The organism is Hamadaea tsunoensis DSM 44101, assembly GCF_000428945.1.
Taxonomy (GTDB): domain Bacteria; phylum Actinomycetota; class Actinomycetes; order Mycobacteriales; family Micromonosporaceae; genus Hamadaea; species Hamadaea tsunoensis.
Genome location: NZ_AUAX01000007.1, coordinates 171,259 through 188,349, shown reverse-complemented (window position 1 = coordinate 188,349; position 17,091 = coordinate 171,259). Strand labels below are relative to the sequence as shown.

17 protein-coding genes are annotated in these 17,091 nt (G+C 70.2%); 6 read left to right on the top strand and 11 right to left on the bottom strand.

Annotation, left to right across the window (positions count from 1 at the left end; all coding sequences use genetic code 11):
• Positions 1-44: 44 nt before the first annotated feature.
• The 4 genes from G401_RS0115165 to G401_RS52760 form a co-directional block, all read right to left on the bottom strand.
• On the bottom strand, positions 45-1,400 hold the full coding sequence (locus G401_RS0115165) for a type 1 periplasmic-binding domain-containing protein (protein WP_027343163.1): 1,356 nt from the start codon (positions 1,398-1,400) through the stop codon (positions 45-47).
• Positions 1,393-2,430 (bottom strand): hypothetical protein, encoded by a 1,038-nt coding sequence (locus G401_RS0115160; protein WP_027343162.1) that lies wholly within the window; start codon positions 2,428-2,430, stop codon positions 1,393-1,395. The genes G401_RS0115165 and G401_RS0115160 overlap by 8 nt, the downstream gene beginning before the upstream one ends.
• Complete coding sequence (locus G401_RS0115155) at positions 2,427-3,365, bottom strand: WxL protein peptidoglycan domain-containing protein (protein WP_027343161.1); 939 nt, start codon at positions 3,363-3,365, stop codon at positions 2,427-2,429. Before G401_RS0115155 ends, G401_RS0115160 begins: the two co-directional genes overlap by 4 nt.
• A gap of 69 nt (positions 3,366-3,434) precedes the next feature.
• Positions 3,435-5,084, bottom strand: a complete 1,650-nt coding sequence (locus G401_RS52760) for a beta strand repeat-containing protein (RefSeq protein ID WP_051366692.1) — start codon at positions 5,082-5,084, stop codon at positions 3,435-3,437.
• Between the two features lie 256 nt (positions 5,085-5,340).
• Here G401_RS52760 and G401_RS0115145 point away from each other — a divergent pair, with 256 nt between their 5' ends.
• Entirely contained in the window at positions 5,341-6,321 is a 981-nt protein-coding gene (locus G401_RS0115145) for an alpha/beta fold hydrolase (protein WP_034591723.1), read from the top strand.
• 251 nt (positions 6,322-6,572) lie between these two features.
• On the opposite strand, the gene G401_RS0115140 is transcribed toward G401_RS0115145, so the two are convergent.
• Positions 6,573-7,166 (bottom strand): NAD(P)-dependent oxidoreductase, encoded by a 594-nt coding sequence (locus G401_RS0115140; RefSeq protein ID WP_027343159.1) that lies wholly within the window; start codon positions 7,164-7,166, stop codon positions 6,573-6,575.
• Positions 7,163-8,035: an alpha/beta fold hydrolase gene (locus G401_RS45900; RefSeq protein WP_245601725.1), complete on the bottom strand. Its 873-nt coding sequence runs from the start codon at positions 8,033-8,035 to the stop codon at positions 7,163-7,165. Before G401_RS45900 ends, G401_RS0115140 begins: the two co-directional genes overlap by 4 nt.
• 168 nt (positions 8,036-8,203) lie before the next feature.
• Between G401_RS45900 and G401_RS0115130 the strand changes: the two genes are divergently transcribed.
• On the top strand, positions 8,204-8,755 hold the full coding sequence (locus tag G401_RS0115130; protein ID WP_027343158.1) for a TetR/AcrR family transcriptional regulator: 552 nt from the start codon (positions 8,204-8,206) through the stop codon (positions 8,753-8,755).
• Between the two features lie 17 nt (positions 8,756-8,772).
• On the opposite strand, the gene G401_RS0115125 is transcribed toward G401_RS0115130, so the two are convergent.
• From G401_RS0115125 to G401_RS0115110, 4 genes are all read right to left on the bottom strand, one after another.
• Positions 8,773-9,273: a cupin domain-containing protein gene (locus G401_RS0115125; RefSeq protein WP_027343157.1), complete on the bottom strand. Its 501-nt coding sequence runs from the start codon at positions 9,271-9,273 to the stop codon at positions 8,773-8,775.
• A 76-nt stretch (positions 9,274-9,349) separates the two neighbouring features.
• Positions 9,350-9,709, bottom strand: coding sequence for a hypothetical protein (locus tag G401_RS58580; protein ID WP_027343156.1), 360 nt, complete (start codon positions 9,707-9,709; stop codon positions 9,350-9,352).
• A 54-nt stretch (positions 9,710-9,763) separates the two neighbouring features.
• Positions 9,764-10,186, bottom strand: coding sequence for a VOC family protein (locus G401_RS0115115; RefSeq protein ID WP_027343155.1), 423 nt, complete (start codon positions 10,184-10,186; stop codon positions 9,764-9,766).
• A gap of 58 nt (positions 10,187-10,244) precedes the next feature.
• On the bottom strand, positions 10,245-11,003 hold the full coding sequence (locus tag G401_RS0115110; protein ID WP_034591722.1) for a helix-turn-helix domain-containing protein: 759 nt from the start codon (positions 11,001-11,003) through the stop codon (positions 10,245-10,247).
• Positions 11,004-11,193: 190 nt separating this feature from the next.
• Here G401_RS0115110 and G401_RS45895 point away from each other — a divergent pair, with 190 nt between their 5' ends.
• The 3 genes from G401_RS45895 to G401_RS0115095 all read left to right on the top strand — a co-directional run bounded on the left by G401_RS45895 (position 11,194) and on the right by G401_RS0115095 (position 15,163).
• Positions 11,194-11,982: a proprotein convertase P-domain-containing protein gene (locus tag G401_RS45895; protein WP_322787737.1), complete on the top strand. Its 789-nt coding sequence runs from the start codon at positions 11,194-11,196 to the stop codon at positions 11,980-11,982.
• A gap of 286 nt (positions 11,983-12,268) precedes the next feature.
• Entirely contained in the window at positions 12,269-12,760 is a 492-nt protein-coding gene (locus tag G401_RS0115100; RefSeq protein ID WP_169734195.1) for an NUDIX hydrolase, read from the top strand.
• A gap of 447 nt (positions 12,761-13,207) precedes the next feature.
• Entirely contained in the window at positions 13,208-15,163 is a 1,956-nt protein-coding gene (locus G401_RS0115095; RefSeq protein ID WP_034591721.1) for a S8 family peptidase, read from the top strand.
• Positions 15,164-15,204: 41 nt separating this feature from the next.
• Here G401_RS0115095 and G401_RS0115090 read toward each other — a convergent pair whose 3' ends face one another.
• Positions 15,205-16,143 (bottom strand): hypothetical protein, encoded by a 939-nt coding sequence (locus tag G401_RS0115090; protein WP_027343151.1) that lies wholly within the window; start codon positions 16,141-16,143, stop codon positions 15,205-15,207.
• A gap of 162 nt (positions 16,144-16,305) precedes the next feature.
• On the opposite strand from G401_RS0115090, the gene G401_RS0115085 reads away from it, so the two are divergent.
• Positions 16,306-16,833: a CYTH domain-containing protein gene (locus tag G401_RS0115085; protein WP_027343150.1), complete on the top strand. Its 528-nt coding sequence runs from the start codon at positions 16,306-16,308 to the stop codon at positions 16,831-16,833.
• Positions 16,834-17,091: the final 258 nt, after the last annotated feature.

The following is a 17,091-nucleotide window of genomic DNA, read 5'->3' as shown; positions in this document are numbered from 1 at the left end:
GGATCTGGCCGTAGGAGCAGTCGAGGCCGGTGGCGGCGAGCGCGTCAGTGGGCAAACTTCACCTCCGGGCCGCGGTAGCCGAAGCAGGCGCAGCCGTCGTCGTAGGCGAGCACCCGGTAGCCGTCGGCGGCCGCGTGCCGCTCGGCGGTCAGCAGGCCGGCGAACCCGGCGGCGGGCTGGAATCCGGTGCCGAGCCCGGCGGCGGCCCGGGCGAAACCGGCCGCGTCGAGCGTCGTGAGCCCGGCGGCGGCCTTCTGCAGCAACAGGGCGGCGTCGCAGTAGGTGAACGCGACGCGGGCGTTCTCCCGGGCGGCGAACTTCTGCCCCGCCGCCGCGAACAGGTCCACGCAGGTACGCTCCGCATCCGTCGCCGGGAACGCGTACGCCTTGTCGGGCACGTCCTGGCTGGGGTTGAAGCCGATGCCGAGCATGCCGCGCAGCGCCTCGGCCGGGATGGTCGCCGGGTTGTTCACCAGGAAGCTCGGGTTGTCGAAGCTGGAGACGCCGTAGCGGGCGGTGAAGCCCTGCGCGGCGGCCGCGGTGAGGAAGAACGACGCGAGCCGCGCGCCGCCGAGGAACAGGACGCGTTCGATGCCCTGGGCACGGAAGTCGACGGCCGCCTGGTTGAGCCCGGCGTTCAGCGTGCCCAGGTCGGTCGTGTCGATCCAGGCGACCCGCGGCCGCACGCCCGCCTTGCCCAGCGCCGGTTCCGCCAGGGCTTTGTACGCGGCCCGGTTGACCGGCGTGTCGGCGGCCACGACACCGGCCTGCGTGGTGCCGTCGAAGAAGCCCTGCCCGGCAAGGGAACCGACGAAGGCGGTGACGAAGTCGTCGTAGGACGGGAAGCTCGGCGCCCACAGGTACGGCGCCAGCTGCCGGTAGGTCGCCTCGTCGGTGCCGATCAGCGTCGCGTCGAGCACGAGCGTGCGGCGCTGCGCGTAGCAGGGCCGGGCGTTGGCCTGGAACTGCCCGGTCAGCACCACGGCGAACGCCCGGTCGTCCTGCGTGATCTGGTTGCAGAGCTTCTCCTCGGCCGCCGGGGAGTCGTCGCTCGCCTCGTAGCTGCGGAAGACCGCGTCGAGACGGCGCCCCGCGATGCCGCCGTGGGCGTTGACGTAGGTCGCGAGCGCGGCCACCTGCGCGGCCGGATCGCCCGCGGGGACCGTGGTGAACCCGGTCAGCTTGCTGGTGGCGGCGAGGTCTACGCCGACGAACACGACCTTCACCGCGTCGGCCGTCACGCCCGGCGCGGGCGCACCGTCCGCTGTGGAGCGATCGGTCAGCGCGCCGGGCATCAACGCCCCGCATCCGCTGAACGCCACGAGGACGGCCGCGGCGGCGAGCGCGGCGCGGACGACCGTCCCCCGATCCCATCGCGCTTTCACGCCGAGGTCAGCCACGGTGTCTCTCCGGATGGACGTCAGCCACGGTGGCCTCCAGGTGGTCGCGCAGCGCCGCCAGGTCGACGATCGCCTGCGGCGCCGAGGGCTTGTCCAGCAACGTCTTCAGCTCGCCGGGGGCCAGCTGGGCACCGCTGACCCGGGCCAGCCGGCGGGCGATCGGGGCGTCGTCGAACACGACGAACGCGTCCAGCGCGGGCACGCGTACCACGGCGGGCAGGCCTTCCCCCGACGGCAGGGGACGGCGGCGGCGCCGGGCGAGGCCGAGCACGATCAGCGCCAGGCCCGCGAGGTTCAACCCCACCAGCCCCCAGGGGTACGCCTGCAGGCTCGTACCGGCCTGGCCGAGCCCGCCGATGTCGGCGGTCACCGGGTACGCGCCGAACGCCGCGAACGGGACGGTCAGCGGGATCCGAAAGGTCTTCGTCTCGCCGGGGCGGATCGTGCCGGTCGGCGGGACGGGCACCGTCTCCTCGCCCCGGCCGAACCGCACGGTCAGCGGCAGGTCGGTCAGGTCGGTGGCGCCGGTGTTGCGGACGGCGTAGACGAGCTCCGGACGGCGTACGCCGCCGAACCAGCCCGCAAGGGTGTTCCCGCCGGCCAGCCGGGCCTCGACGACCTCGGCGGCGACAGGCGCGACGCCGGGCGTGGGCACGGCGGCCGTGGCGTGCCCCGGAAGGTCGACCGGCGTGTCGACCCGCAGGGCCGGGCCGCTGCCGACGCTCGCGGTGTGCACGACGCACGGGCAGGGCACCGGCGGGTCGCCGACGGTGAGCTCGACGGTGAACCCGCCGTCCGCCCGGGCCACGGTCGCCACCGCCGTACGCATGTCGCACGACGCCGAGCCGGCCAGGGCGAGCTGCCCGCAGGTGACCAGTTGCACCAGCTGCCCGGCCGGCCAGCCCGTGCCGGTGGCGCGGATCTGGGTCCCGACGGCGGCCGACCCGGTGGACAGCACGACGCTGCGCGCGACCGGGGTCTGCGGGTTCGCCAGGCCCAGCAGGATCAGCACGACGACGGCCGTCCTCATGCGACGCTCCGCGGCCGCAGCCGCCGGTACCGGGCCCGGCGCCGCAGCAGCCAGAAGGCAAGCAGGAAAAGGAGCACAGCCGCCGCGATCGCGGGCCACACTCCGATGAGGACGGTCGTCGTCGCCACGGTACGCACGCCGCCGTCCGCGGTCAGCGTCACCTTCGTGGTGACCACGTCGACCGGCCAGCCGGTGGCGAGCGGGGTGCTCAGCCGCGTACGCGCGCCGGGGACGAGATCCACCTTCGGCTGCGGGGCGGCCGGGAGGATCCGGTGGCCGAACAGTCCCGAGGACTCGACGGCGATCTGCGGGACCAGGTGCACGTTGCCCGTGTTGACCACCGTGTACGCGATGCCCCGCCGGTCACCCGTCAGGCCGTCGATCGACAGCCCGGGCCGGACGGCGCCGCTGACGCGCAGGTAGATGCGGGCGCCGACGGCCTGGCGGACCGCGACGGTGGATCCGTCGGCACCGGCCGTCCGTCCACTCGGGAGCGTCTCGGCGGCCACGATCCCGCCGACGTGGTCGCCCGGTGTGGCGTTGGGCGGCACGACGATGGTGAACGGCACGTCGGCCTGCCGCCGCGCGGGCAGCACCACGGTCTGTGCACCGGCCCGCGTCCAGGCCCCGACGTCGGCCTGGTGCGCGTCGGCGTCCCGCAGCCCGAACCCGCCGTCCGCGGCGGTGTTGTACGCGTCGGCCGCGTACAGGCGCAGGGTCAGCGGCTGGTCGGTGAGGTTCGCGAGGCGTACGGAATCGGTGACCGTGCCGCCGGGCGCGGATTCGAGGAAGAAGTAGAGCCGGGGGGTGGCGACGGCGGTCGCGGGCGGCGTCGGCTGCACGGCCCAGCGGCCGTTGCCGGTCGCGTGCGCGGGCGCCGGAAGGGCGAGCACGCACAGCGCGGCGAGCGCGGCGGCGGCGCTGCGTACGGTCATCGGCGTCTCCGGTGCTTGGATGGGGTGGTGCCGGTGGGGACGGATAGCGCCCGCCCCCACCGGTGCCCGTCAGCTCAGCGTCAGCGTGAGCGTGGCGGTGTAGGAACCGGCCGGCTGGTTCGCCGGCACGGTCAGGGCGAGCGCCGCGGAGGCGTCGAAGCTGCCGCCGGTGCCCGTCGCCGCGGCCGGAGCCGAGCACAACGTGGCGCCGTCGACCGGACCGGCCGTGCCCGCGACGGCGGTGACGGCGTTCGTCGCGCCGGCGGTGCCGGTGCAGGCGGGAGTCCAGGCCAGGTTCGCCTTCGCGATGGTGCCGATCGGTACGCCACCGAAGTCGGTGACGGTGCCGACGAGGCTCCAGCCGAAGGTGCTGCCGCGGTAGTCCGTCACCGTGACCGCCGCCAGGGCGCCGGTGCTGGTGTGGACGGTGCCGTCGAGCGTGACGCCCGACAGCGTGATGGTGCTGGTGCCGCTCGCACGGCCCATCGCGAGGTTGCCCGCGGTGACGGTCTGCACGAGGTTGTACGCCAGCGCGCACGATCCGCTCGCCGCCGAGCCGGCCTTGGCGACGCAGCCGTCGGCCGAGACCGTCCAGCCGGCCACGGCGAACAACGTCGACGCGCCGGCCCCCGAAGACGCGCCGACGTACGCGGTCGCCGGATCGTTGACCACGAACGTGCCGCTGATCCCGCCCGACGCCGAGGCCGTGACGCCCACGGGGGTGTCCGCGGTCGGGGCCGGCGGCGGCGGTCCGGCCAGCGCCTTGTAGCCACCGATGGTGACCGCGCTGCCCGGGTTCCAGTTGGTGCCGGTGACGCTCACCGACGTGCCCGCGCCGCCCCCACCGGGGGTGATCGACAGCGAGGGCGTACCGAGGATGGTGATCGGCGCCAGAACCGTGTGTACGCCGTCGCTGACGGCCACCGTCCGGGCGCCCGTGGTCGCTCCCGCGGGGACGGTCAGCGTGCCGGTGCCGGCGCCGGCGGCGTCGGTCGTGCCGCTGGCCGAACCCTCGCCGGTACCCGCTCCGGCCGCATCCTTGAGGGAAGCGCTGAGCGTGGCCGACGGAGCGAGACCGCTGACGGAGAAGGTGACGGCGTTGCCCGCGCGGGCGTGCGTCTTCACCGTCTGGCCGCTGACGGCCGTGATGGCGGCGGAGCCCGCGAACACCGTCGCGCTCTCCGCGATCGTGGTGGGCTGGGGGCTCGCCTTGTGGTCGCGGTCGCCCGCGTCGGAGCAGTAGGTCGCCGCCGTGGTGTTGGCGAACTCGACCTGCCGGACCGTCGCGGTGAGGGTGCCCGCGCCGCCGGCGACGAACGTGCCCGTGGCGGTGACCGGGCCGAGGGGCGTGTACCCCGCGACCGAGCCCGCCGGGTACGCCGCCTGGTGCAGCGTGACGGTGCCGGACTGGGAACCGCTGACGGCCACGGTCACCACGACCGGTACGTCACCGGCGTTGAGCGGGGCCGGGCCGTTGTTGGGTCCGGCCGCCGCGGTGAACGTCACCGTGACGGTCTGCCCCGGCGTCGGCTGGGCCGGGCTGAGCGTCAGCCCGTAGGTGTCGTTCCAGGTGCTGGGTGAGCTGCCGGTGCCGGTGTCACCGAAGTAGAGCCGGCAGCCCAGCGTGTTCGCCGCCGGGCCGTAGGCCTGGGCTGGTGCGCCCGGTACCGCGAGGACCGCGGCCGCGAAGCCGGCGAGCGCCGCCCACTTCCTGCGCATGGGACCTCCCTTCAGTACTACACCGCCAGAGGTGTTTCCCTACGGGAAACAGCGTTGTCTCCAGCGATACGTACATGAAGACAGCGCGGCGACGCCTTGTCAACCGGCCGGATGGCGAAACACTGTTTCGCCCACGAAAACAGTCCCTCCGGCAACGGCACCTCCCGCCTCTTGACAGGCTGCCAATAAGCGGCGGTAAATGTCTCAGAAGGGAAACAGCGTTTCACTTAGCGATACAGAAAGGCGGTCCGCTCCGATGTCCCTCCGCCGCATCACGGCCCTGCCCGCCCTGCTCGTCGCCGCCCTGACGGCGATCGCCGGGACCACGCCCGCGCCGGTCGCCGCCGCGACCGGCTGGACCGAGGTCAGCAACACCGTCGACGTCGCCTGCGCGGCATTCACCTACCACCCGTCCGCCGACTGGTTCTTCCCCGCCGGAACCCCCAAGGCGCTCGTCTACCTGCAGCACGGGTTCTCCCGGTCCAACGGCAACGTGGCCGACCTCGCCGAGCACTACGCCGCGGCCGGCTTCCTCGTCTTCGCCCCCACGCTGCCGTCGGCCGACATCTTCGGCTGCACGGTCAGCAACCTCGGCAACAACGCGCCCTTCCTGAACAACGTCGCCACCTGGCTCGGCCAGGCCGCCACCCCGACGGGGGCGCTGGCCCGCAGCTACGCCGACGCCGCCGCGAAGGCCGGCCGCACCGGAACGAGCCTGCCGGGCGCGTACGTCATCGCCGGGCACTCCGCCGGCGGGGAGGTCGCCGCGTACGTGGCCAACCGGTTGCGCAGCACCTATCCGGCCCAGTACGCGAAGCTCAAGCTCGTCCAGCTGCTCGACCCGGTGAAGTCGGCGATCGGCTCGAACATGCCCACCGGCCTCAACGGCATCGCCCCCACCGGTACGCCGGTCTACGCCGTCTCGTCCCCGCCGTACCTGGCCAACAGCAACGCCAACGGCACAGTGGAACTGGTGAACGACCTGCACCGGCCGTTCCTCGGCGTACGCCTGACGACCGGTTGCCACTGCGACGCCGAAGGGGCCAGCACCGACGGCCTGTGCACGGCGCTGGACGGCACGCCGCAGGCGCAGAACATCGCCGCGTTGCAGACGCTCGCGGTCGCCTGGGCGAACGACGCCGTCGCCGGCACCGTGACCACGTCCTACTACCCTGGCGGCACGTTCTACCAGTCGCTGCTGTCGAGCGGCGTGATCCAGACACTGTCCGGCGCCTGATCTCCACGATCTTGAGCTCCCAGCAGCGTCATGTCCCAGCGGTCTGATCGCCGATCAGACCGATCCACCCACCGGCGGGAAGACCGGGTGTCCGCGAAAGAACCCACACCCGGTCGTTCCCGCAGGTGGATGCCGGTCGGCCGGCACGCCGGCACGCGCACTCCGCACATCATCGGCAAGAAAGGGGCTGGATGGGCGAACGCCTGGGGCCGCAGGGTTCCACGGTCCCAGGCGTCGGACAGGCGACCGCGTCAGTAGGCGACGGTGAATCGCTGTTGCGGGAACAGGTCCTGTTCCATCACGTCGAGCACGGCCGAGGCATAGTCGCCAGTGGAGATGCGCGACTCGCCGCCCGCGTCGATCAGTGGGGTGTCGCCGGCCTCGGTGCGGTACGTCCCGGTCTTGTCCCCGGGGATCAGGTGCACGGGTGGCGGGCTGACATAGGACCAGACCAGGTCGGTCTGCGAGGTGCGCAGAATGTCCAGCGCGGCGGCCTGGTCCATCGCCGTTTCCAGGTACTGCGGCGGGAAGGCGGGCGAGTCGACGAACCGCTGCCCCGACGGCGTCAGCAGGCTACCGCCGCCGCCCAGGAACACCAGCCGGTCCACGCCCGCGGCGGGCAGGGCCTCCAGCAACGCTTGAGCGCCACGCGAAACGGTCTGCTCGGGTCCCTTGATCGCTACCACCACGGCGTCGTGGCCGGCGACGGATTCCTTCACGGAGGCGGCGTCGGTGACGTCCACGTCGGCACGGCCGAGCGCCGTCACTTCATGCCCCCGCGTACGCGCCTCGTGTGCGACCACGTTGCCGAGGTTGCCCGCGGCGCCGATGACGGCGATTCTCATGTCGTTGCCTCTCTCCGGGTACGGTCGATCTTCTGGGTGCGGTCGGTTGTCCAGGTCCGGTCGACGAAGTCGGCGATCAGCGGCGCGATCTCGGGCAGGCGGTCCTCGAGTGCGAAATGGCCGGTGTCGAACACGTGGATCTCGGCGTCGGGCAGGTCCCGCCGGTAGGCGTGCGCGCCCGGTTCGGGGAAGAACGCGTCGTTGCGCCCCCACAAGATCAGCGCGGGCGGGCGGTGTTCGGCCAGCCAGCGCTGCCAGACCGGATACAGCGCGACGTTGCTGTGATAGTCCAGGGCGAGCTGGACCTGCGCTTCCTTACGGCCGGGCCGGTCGAGCAGGTGCTGGTCGAGGGTCCAGCCGTCCGGTGCGACCAGCGCCGGGTCGGCGGTGCCACCCTCGTATTGGTCACGGGTCACGGGCAGGACGAGGATCTGGCGTACGCGGTCCTCGGCCCCCTCCACGCCGGGCTGGTTGGCGATCATGCCCCGCGCGAGATCCGACAGCCCTTCGTCGTAGACGTTGGCGTTCTGGACGACGACAGCGGCGACGGTGTCCGGGCGCCGCGCGGCCAGGCGCATGCCGATCGGCCCGCCGAAGTCGAAGGCATACATGACGAAGCGGTCGACACCGACCGCGTCCAGAAAGCCCTCGACCACATCGGTCAGGCTTTCGAAGCTGTGGACGAATCCCGCCGGCACCTCGGTGTGCCCGAAGCCCGGGTAGTCGGGGGCGATCAGCCGGTAGCGCGTCCCGAGAACGTCGAGCAGGCGCCGGAACTGGTGCGAACTGGCGGGAAATCCGTGCAGGAGCAGGAGCACCGGCGCGTCCGGTGGGCCGGTTTCCCGGTAGAAGACGCAGACGTCGCCCACTTGGACGTAGCGATGGTAGACGCGTGGAACCACGAACAACTCAGGACCTCTTAACGGGAAGCGAATTGCGTTAGCATGGACATCGTGACGCAGTCCCAGCGCTTAACGCAAGAGGGTTCCCGTTTGGCGGGTTCGGTACGCCCCGGCGGGCGGACTTCACGTACCCGCGTGGCCGTCCTGGACGCGGCGATCGCCGAACTCGCCGAGAAGGGCTTCGCCGGCACCGGCCTGGAGAAGATCGCCGCCCGCGCCGGTGTGGCCACCTCCACGGTCTACCGACGCTGGGGCAGCTTCATCGGCCTGCTGCAGGACCTCGTCGACGAGACCACCGTCGACGTCGCGCTGACCGACACCGGCCCGCTCACCGACGACCTCACCCGGGTCGGACGGCTGATCGTCGCCCTCAGCAGCCACCCGGTGCACCGCCAGTGGATGGACGCCGTCGTCAGCGCCGCGGTGTCCGACCCCGCGGCGCGCCAGGTGCTGTCCCAGACGATCGCCCGGCGCATCCAGGCGACAACCGTGATCGTCGCCCGCGCCGCCGAACGCGGTGAGATACCCGCGGACACCGATGCCGCAGAAGTCATCCGCATGCTGGCCGCGCCGTTCTACTACCGCCTGTACATCAGCGCTGAGCCGCTGCCCGACGACCTGCCCGAGCGGGTCGCCGCCGCGGTCGTCAGCGCCGTCCAGGCCGGCGCGCTGCGCGCGGCACCGTAGGCGCCGCCCCGCCAGACTCACGCCTCGTACTGGTCGTGACGGTTGTACAAATCCGTCCATTCCTCGTCCGTGAGCTGACGGCCGCTGTCGACAATGGCCGCGAGTTCCTCGAAATACGGCTCCCGCGGCGCACCCGGAGCGAACAGGACCAACATCGACGCCGCGGCACCCGAACGGTTGCTGAACGCATGCACCCCGCCCGGCGGGACGAGCAGGAAATCACCGGCCGTCGCGTCGCGCCACGTCGCGCCGTCGTAGAGGCTGACAGTCCCGTCGAGGATGTAGAACGACTCGGTGAACGTGCGGTGGAAGTGGCCCCCGGGCAGGCTGTCCGGCGCCGGGGCAGCGGCCATGTCCCAACGGTAGAGACCGAAACCGCCGGCAGTCGTCGCACCGGTCGCGAGGTGCCCGACCCGGGTACGGGTTCCGATCCGCAGATCGACCGGTGCCCCGGCGGGGCGGAAAGTCGCGCTGTTAGTGGCTGAGCTGTCGAAATACTGGCGAGGCGGATAAGTCATACCTCGAACCTACGGACCATATCGGCCCACCAGAAGATCCAATTCTTGCCAACACCACTGGGCCAATCTGATCGTTTCACCGCAGCGGCTCAATAGCGCCAAGGTTCATCCCCCGTCCGACGGGCGCGGCAGGTCCCCGGCCACCCGGATCACGCCAGCTCAGGACGCTGATACCTGTCAGCTGGCGGTATTGACGGACCAGGGCGCGGTCCCGCGGGGGACGCATCTGCCGGCCGCGCAAGCGTCCGGACTCCATGGCCTGCGACAAGGCGTATTCGTCGCAGGCCAACCGGACGCTGCTGCGTTTGCGGGACATCACCACGGTCATCACGGCGCCAACACCCAGATCGCCCGTCGGAAGCAGCGCGGCCGCGCCGGCGGCAGACCGCCGAACTTCGACCGCGCCGCATACCGCAAACGTAACCAGGTAGAACATGGGTTCAACCGGCGCAAACACTGGCGTGGACTGGCGTGGTCCCCTCGGCCCGGGTCAGTCGCGCCCGGCGGCGGGATCATCGCCGGTCGCGCTCGCGTCGTACGACAGCAGCTCCCAGGAGTGACCGTCCGGATCGTCGATGGCCCGGTTGTACAGCCAGCCCAAATCCTGCGCGGGCCGGGGCTCGACCGCGCCGGCGGCCAGCGCCGCCTCGGCGAGCCGGTCCACCTCCTCCCGCGACCCGGCGGCCAGGGCGTTGATCACCTCGACCGGCCCCTGGGCGATCGGCCGCTTGGTGAAGTTCTCGAAGTGTTCGTGGGTCATCAGCTGCACGGCGATCGCCTCGTTCAGCACCACCTGAGCCGACGTGTCGTCGGTGAACTGCGGATTGATCGTTCCGCCCAGCGCCGTGTAGACCCTCGTGCTCACCTCCAGGTCCGCGACCGGCAGGTTCACATAGATCTGCGTGTACGCCATCTCAGCGCCTTCCTTCAACGTCCTCGCGTACCGGTGTCGTCCGGCCGCACCTGCAACGCTAGGGGCGTACCTCAGCATCGGTCTTGTACAGAAGCGACAGCACCTCGCCAGGTTCGGGGCGCTGCAGCCGGGTCGCCGTGCAGCCCAGGAAACGCATCAGCGAGCGGGCGAGGTGCGGCTGGTCGTGATACCCGACCTGCTGGACGACGTCGGTCGCGGTCCCGCCGCCGGCCAGGAGGATCGCCGCCTGGCGAGCCCGTTCGATCTGCCGGACCGAGCCCTGGGTCAACCCGGTCGCGGCCACCACCCGCCGCTGCACGGACCGCGGCGTGACCAAAGTCGTCGTGTCGCCCCGCAGCACGTCGGTGACCAGCGGGTCGCGTACCAGCAGCCCGGCCCGGACCAGGCGGTCGACGAAAACGTCGGCATTGTCGTAGGTCGGCAGCTGCCAGTCGTCGCCCTGCAGGACGAACGAGCGCGCCGTCACGTGCGGGCTCTGCACAGCGGTGTCGACGAGGTCCGGCACCGGCAGCGGCCTCAGGTAGGCGCCGTGCCGGAAGATGATCCCGAAGGTCTCGCCGTCGCCCAGGGGAACGTCCACCACCGCGGGCGCCGTCTCCGGGCCTCGGACCGCCACGCCCGTGACGCCCCGGTGCCGCCAGACCACCAGCTCCCAGTTGGAATTCGCCACCGACCGCATCCGGACCGGCGCCGTCCCCGTCGTCCCGCCGGTCCGATAGAGCCGTTCAATGTACGGAGAGTCGGACGGGCGCTGCTCGACGCCGAGATCCTGATCCAGGTTCCGGCCGCCTGTCATGATCGCAAACGTAGCATGACCAGGGACAGCACCCGGTGTTGTGGGGGACCCGGGTGCCGCGCCCTGGCGTACTCCCCGGGGGATCAAGGGCACATCCGTGGGGTTTCCCCCACTACCTGGTCCACTTCGTGGGCGGCAATCTGGTGACACCGTCCCCGGACGCTTCGGGGGTGCGATGGGAGAGATTGCTGTGAAGAGAGTTCTGACCCGGCTCGGGGTCGTCGGCGCCGCCACCGTTCTCGCTTGTGGACTGGCGGTGGGCATGGCCTCGGCACCGGCACTGGCGGCCGGTTGTATCGGTACCAACAACACGGACGTGGCCGTTCCGGATCTCGGTTCCGCCGACAGCCCGATGGTGATCAGCGGTTGCCCGGGTGCGGCGGCGGTGACCTCGCGGGTAGAGGTGCACATCGTGCACCCTTACCAGGGCGATCTCGTGGTCAGCCTGGTGGCGCCGGACGGGTCGGCGTACGTGTTGCAGAGTCGCGTGGGCGGGTCGGCGGACAACCTCGACCAGACGTTCACCGTGAACTTGTCTTCGGAGGCCGCCGCGGGCACGTGGCGGTTGCATGTACAGGACGCGGCGTCGGGGGACGCCGGGTTCATCAACACCTGGACGCTGATGCTCGCCGCGGCCGCGACCTGTTCGCAGACCAACGCGACCGCGTACACCATCCCGGACAACGGCACCGTGACGTCGAACGTCGCCATCACGTGCACGGGACCGGCGTCCACGGCGTCGACGGTCGCCGTGAACATCACGCACACGTACTCGGGTGACCTTGTCATCAGCCTGGTCGCTCCGGACGGAAGCGTGTACATCCTGCGTAACCGGTCGGGTGGCAGTGCGGACAACGTCGTGCAGACCTTCACGATCAACTTGTCGGGCGAGGTACGCACCGGCACGTGGGGTCTGCGGGTGCAGGACGCCTCGCCGGCCGACGTCGGCCGCATCAACAGCTGGACGCTGTCGGTCTGACCGGGAGGGCCGGCTGGTGGCCTCTCCGTATGGAGAGGCCACCAGTGAGGTTCCCCCGATAACCCGGAGAGTGTGATCTTCCCGTGCTTTCCCGCAGCCGCACCGAAACCCTCCCGACCAGGACTCTGCCGACCACCCGGATCCCCCAACACGCGGCCCACCCACGCCACGACGTCCACATCGTCAGGAAGACCACCATCCCAGCCGACGCGAAGAAGTCAGGCATACGCATGTCGAGGCTGACATGTCCGGCCAGCCATCCCCATCTGTAACTACACTCGCACAGGTGCCGCTCGATCCCGCCCCCATCTCGCGCCCGAGCGTGCGGGTACTGCTGATCGACGACGCCGATCGGTTGCTGCTGTTCTCGTCAGGTGCGCGCGCCGACGGAACCCTTCGCTGGTTCACAGCAGGCGGCGGCGTGCACCCAGGTGAAAGCCATGAGCAGGCGGCACTGCGGGAGATTCGCGAGGAGACCGGTCTCACCGGCGTAACGCTGGGCCGGGAGGTGTGGCGCGGACGACCGTGGAACACGGTCCGAAACGGCGTCACCTACGAAGTCGAGCAGCGCTACTACCTCGCCCGCGTAACAGCCTTCGAGATCGACACATCCAGCTTCGAGGACTTCGAGAGAGCAACCATCACCGGCCACCGATGGTGGACCGTCTCAGAGTTGGCCGCGACGAACGACACATTGCGGCCCGCCGGCCTCCCTCAGCTGCTTGCGCACCTGCTCAGCGACGGACCACCGGACGAACCGATCATCGTTTCCGGCTGATCCTCATTTTCGGTCAGAACAAGCGGCCCAGCATAGCGGCCCGGGTGCTTCCATAAGCACAGTCGAGGAACGGAGAAACCGCAGGTCGGACGTTCGTCGGACTCCTGCGGGAGCCGTGAGATCCAGAGCGGAGCGACCCGCTCGAGACATCGAGGGACCTCCACCACCGCCGGCGGCCACGCCGATTCTCGATGGACGTGGTACACGACACCTCGATCAGGATCGCGGCGACGCGGATGCGCTTCCCACGCGTCGATGATCATCTCGAGGCACGTGGTGAAGCGGCTGAGCTCCTTTCCCAGTTTTCAACAGTTTTGCCGCGACAAGTTGTCGTCTGCGGTTCATGAAGCTGCCGCCGCGAATGCACGTCCTCTTAGGTTCTCCCCAACCTCCGCGCCCGGCGTCGACCAAAGCCGGTCGCGGAGCGTCATGTGGGAGGAGACCACTGTGTTGCAACGCATCCACGGCATCGGTGCCGTGATCTTCATGGCGTTGGCGGCCACGGCCGGCATCGCCACTCCGGCTCAGGCCGCCCCCGAAGGCACCATCCGGTACGCCGACAGCCCCAGCGCCGTCGCCGGCCGGTACATCGTCGTGCTGAAGGATTCAGCGGCGGCCGCCACCGCGGCGGCCATCAGCACCAAGGCGCATGACCTGACCGGCCGCTTCGGCGGGCAGACCCGCCACGTCTACGGCGACGTCCTGCACGGCTTCTCGGTGACGATGTCGCAGCAGCAGGCCAAGCGGCTGGCCGCCGACCCGTCGGTCGCCTCGGTGGAGGCGGTGCAGCGGATCCAGATCGCCGACACCCAGAACAACCCGCCCAATTGGGGTGACGACCGCATCGATCAGGCGAACCTGCCGCTGAACCAGACGTTCACGTACCCGGCCAACCCCGGCCAGGGCGTCACCGTCTACGTCACCGACACCGGTCTCAACGCCAGTCACCAGGAGTTCACCGGCCGGGTCAAGCAGGGCGTCGACATCGTCGACGGCGACAACAACCCCGCCGACTGTCACGGCCACGGCACCCACGTGGCGGGTACCGCGGTCGGCACGACCTACGGCATCGCCAAGAAGGCGAGCCTGGTGTCGGTCCGCGTCCTCGACTGCCAGGGCACCGGCACCAACGACGACCTGATCGCCGGCTTCGACTGGGTACGCACCAACGGTGTCAAGCCCGCCGTCGTCAACTACAGCATCGGTTGCACCAGCCCCTGCACCAGCCAGGCCATGGACACCGCGGTCACCAACCTGATCAACTCCGGGATCCTGGTCGTCATGGCGGCCGGGAACGCCGGCGACAATGCCTGCAGCTACAGCCCGCAGTCCGTCGCCGCCGCCATGACTGTCGGTAACTCCAACAGCTCGGACGCGCGTAACAGCACCAGCAACTACGGCACCTGCCTGGATCTGTTCGCTCCCGGCACCAGCATCGTGTCCGCGTCCTACTCCAGCAACACCGGCAGCGCCACGATGACCGGCACCTCGATGGCGTCCCCGCACGTCACCGGCGCGGCCGCCGTCTACCTCGGGCAGAACCCCAACGCCACCCCCGCCCAGGTACGCGACGCGCTCGTCAACAACGCCACCACGGGAAAGATCACCAGCGCGGGTACGGGTTCCCCCAACCGTCTGCTCTACACGGGCTTCATGAACGGCGGCACCCAGCCGGGCAACCCGTCCGTGACCAACCCCGGCAACCAGAACACGGGCGTCGGACAGTCGGCCGACCTGCAGATGCAAGCCAGTGGCGGCACGACGCCGTACACGTGGACCGCCTCCGGCCTGCCGGCGGGCCTGTCGATCAGCTCGTCGACCGGTCGGATCACGGGCAGCCCGACCACGGCCGGCACGTCGAACGTCACGGTCACGGTGACCGACGCGGCGAGCAAGACCGGGACGGCCACCTTCACCTGGACGGTGACCTCCGGTGGCGGTGGCTGCACCCCGGTGCAGGTCGTCGGCAACTCCAGCCTCGAAAGCGGCACCACTCCGTGGACGTCCAACAGCGGCGTGATCGGCGCCTGGTCGTCCTACGGCTACCCCGGCCACACCGGTACGCGCAGCGCCTGGCTGGGCGGCCAGGGCCAGACGCACACCGACTACATCTCCCAGTCGGTGACCATCCCGGCCGGCTGCACGAGTGCGACCCTGCGCTACTGGGTCCGGATCACGACCGCGGAGAACGACGGCCAGGTCTGGGACCGGTTGACGGTGACCATGGGCAGCACGACGGTCGCGTCCGCCACCAACCTCGACGCCAACTCCGCGTACGTGGAGAAGGTCGTCAACGTGAGCCAGTTCGCCGGGCAGACGGTGACCCTGAAGTTCAACGGGGTCGAGGACCAGAGCCTGCAGACCAGCTTCGTCATCGACGACGTGACCATCAGCGCTTCCTGACCGGCGAGGGCGGCCGGGCTTCGCACGACGAGGCCCGGCCGCTACTCCCATTCCCAGCGCATGCCCACGATGCCCGGCGCCACATCCGAGCCGACCAGATGCGTTCCGTGCGTCGAGCCGATCCACACCTCGCGTACGCCCTGATCCGGGGCGGTCACTCCGCGGCGCTCAAACCGGTAGCACCGGGCCGGCACCGCGTCGCGATGGAACTGCAGCTGCAGCAGATACTCTCCCACCGGTACGGAAAACCCGCGATAGTAGATGTCGGTGGGCGCGGTCGAGCTGCCGAGGAACTCGTACTCCAGCACCACCGTGTCGCCCTGCGACAGCACGCGGTCGAAAATGAACTCAGCGGCGCACAGCCCGCTGCCGGGGTCGGTGCGCACCCGCCCCAGGCGGCAGTTGCGCAGCGGATTGATCTGTACCGGCGCCGACGGATCGTCCGTGTGGAAGATGCCGACCGTACGCGACACCCGGTCGATGTTCGCCCGCATCACCTGACGGCAGGTGAGGCCGATCTCCTGGCGCTGCGCGCCGACCTGGTAGACATCGTGCAGGCTGAGCCGGCTCAGCTCGTGGTAGAACCAGCGGTCGAGTTCGCCGACCATCTTCGAGACGCTGGTCGCATTGGTGAACAACCGATCGATGTCGATCGTCCCCGGCGGCTGCCCCAGCCAGCGACCGCGCGGACGGCGCGGCCCGAGCTGCGCGATCAACGACTCGGCGGGCAGCGACAGAATCTGCTCCAGCAGCCGGACCGCCTTCATCGACTCGGGCCGTTCGGGGCGGCTCCTCCCCCGGCGCCAATAGCTCAACGTGGTCGTACTGACGGTGATCCCCGCGTCGGCCAGCCGCTCCTGGATCTCCTCCAACCGCATACCCCGGTCTTCGATGGCCAGATGCAACACCGCGGAGAACGGTCCGGTACGCAGCGCATGCGCCAGGTCCCGGCCGACCGGGTTCCGGCGAGCCTTCTCCATGAACGGTGAGTATCACCACCATCGGCGGTTTGCGCCACCGGAGTACACGGCGGCCCACTCCGATCGAACGCGGCTTCATGGTCAGCGAGATCGCGGCCGTGATCGCCGTCGCCCGATGCCCGCGCCGCAGGGACGCCGCTCTTGTTGATCTAGAATGACCCGATGGCAAGCCATGTACGCCGTCCCGGTGAAGGTAAGTACGCCAAGCTGGAGTACGAGCGGCGGTTCCTGCTGTCCCGGCTGCCCGCCGACGCCGTCGACCCCTGCCTCATCGAGGACCGTTACGTGACCGGCAGCCGGTTCCGCGTACGCCGGATGGAGCGCGACGGTCAGGTCGTCCACAAGTTCTGCCAGAAGGTACGCCCCGACGGCGGCGGCCCGCTGGTCGTCGCCATCACCAACATGTACCTGTCCACAGCGGAGTACGCGCTGCTGTCCAGCCTGCCCGCGGCGACGTTGAGCAAGACACGCTGGCAGTGGGGCCCGTTCGCGGTCGACGAGTTTCACGGCCCGCTGAGCGGACTGCTGCTGGCCGAGACGGAGCTCGCAGACCCCCACCAGGACGTCCCGGTACGCGATCCGATGACGGCGGAGGTGACCAACGACGAGCGTTTCACCGGCGGGTTTCTGGCCACCGCCGACGCCGAGCAGATCACCGACCTCCTCACGAGCTTTCCGGCAAACCGGTAACCGCACTCGTGGAGAAATACGCTGTAGCCGATCCTGGCTGACAACTGCTCCACTTCGCGTACGACAAGGTCGGCGAACGTGGTGTAGTCGACCCGCCGTGCTCGATCGTCACCGGCATTCCGCTGGTGTCGCCCAGTCCGGCTCGGCCTTCCGGCGGTGCCGGGCGTCGGAGTGCCTGGCGGGGAATGGTCAGCTTGACCTGCACCGTGTGGTGGGGCTGTCGCCCTTGGGCAGACAGTGATGCGGCAATGTTGAGCG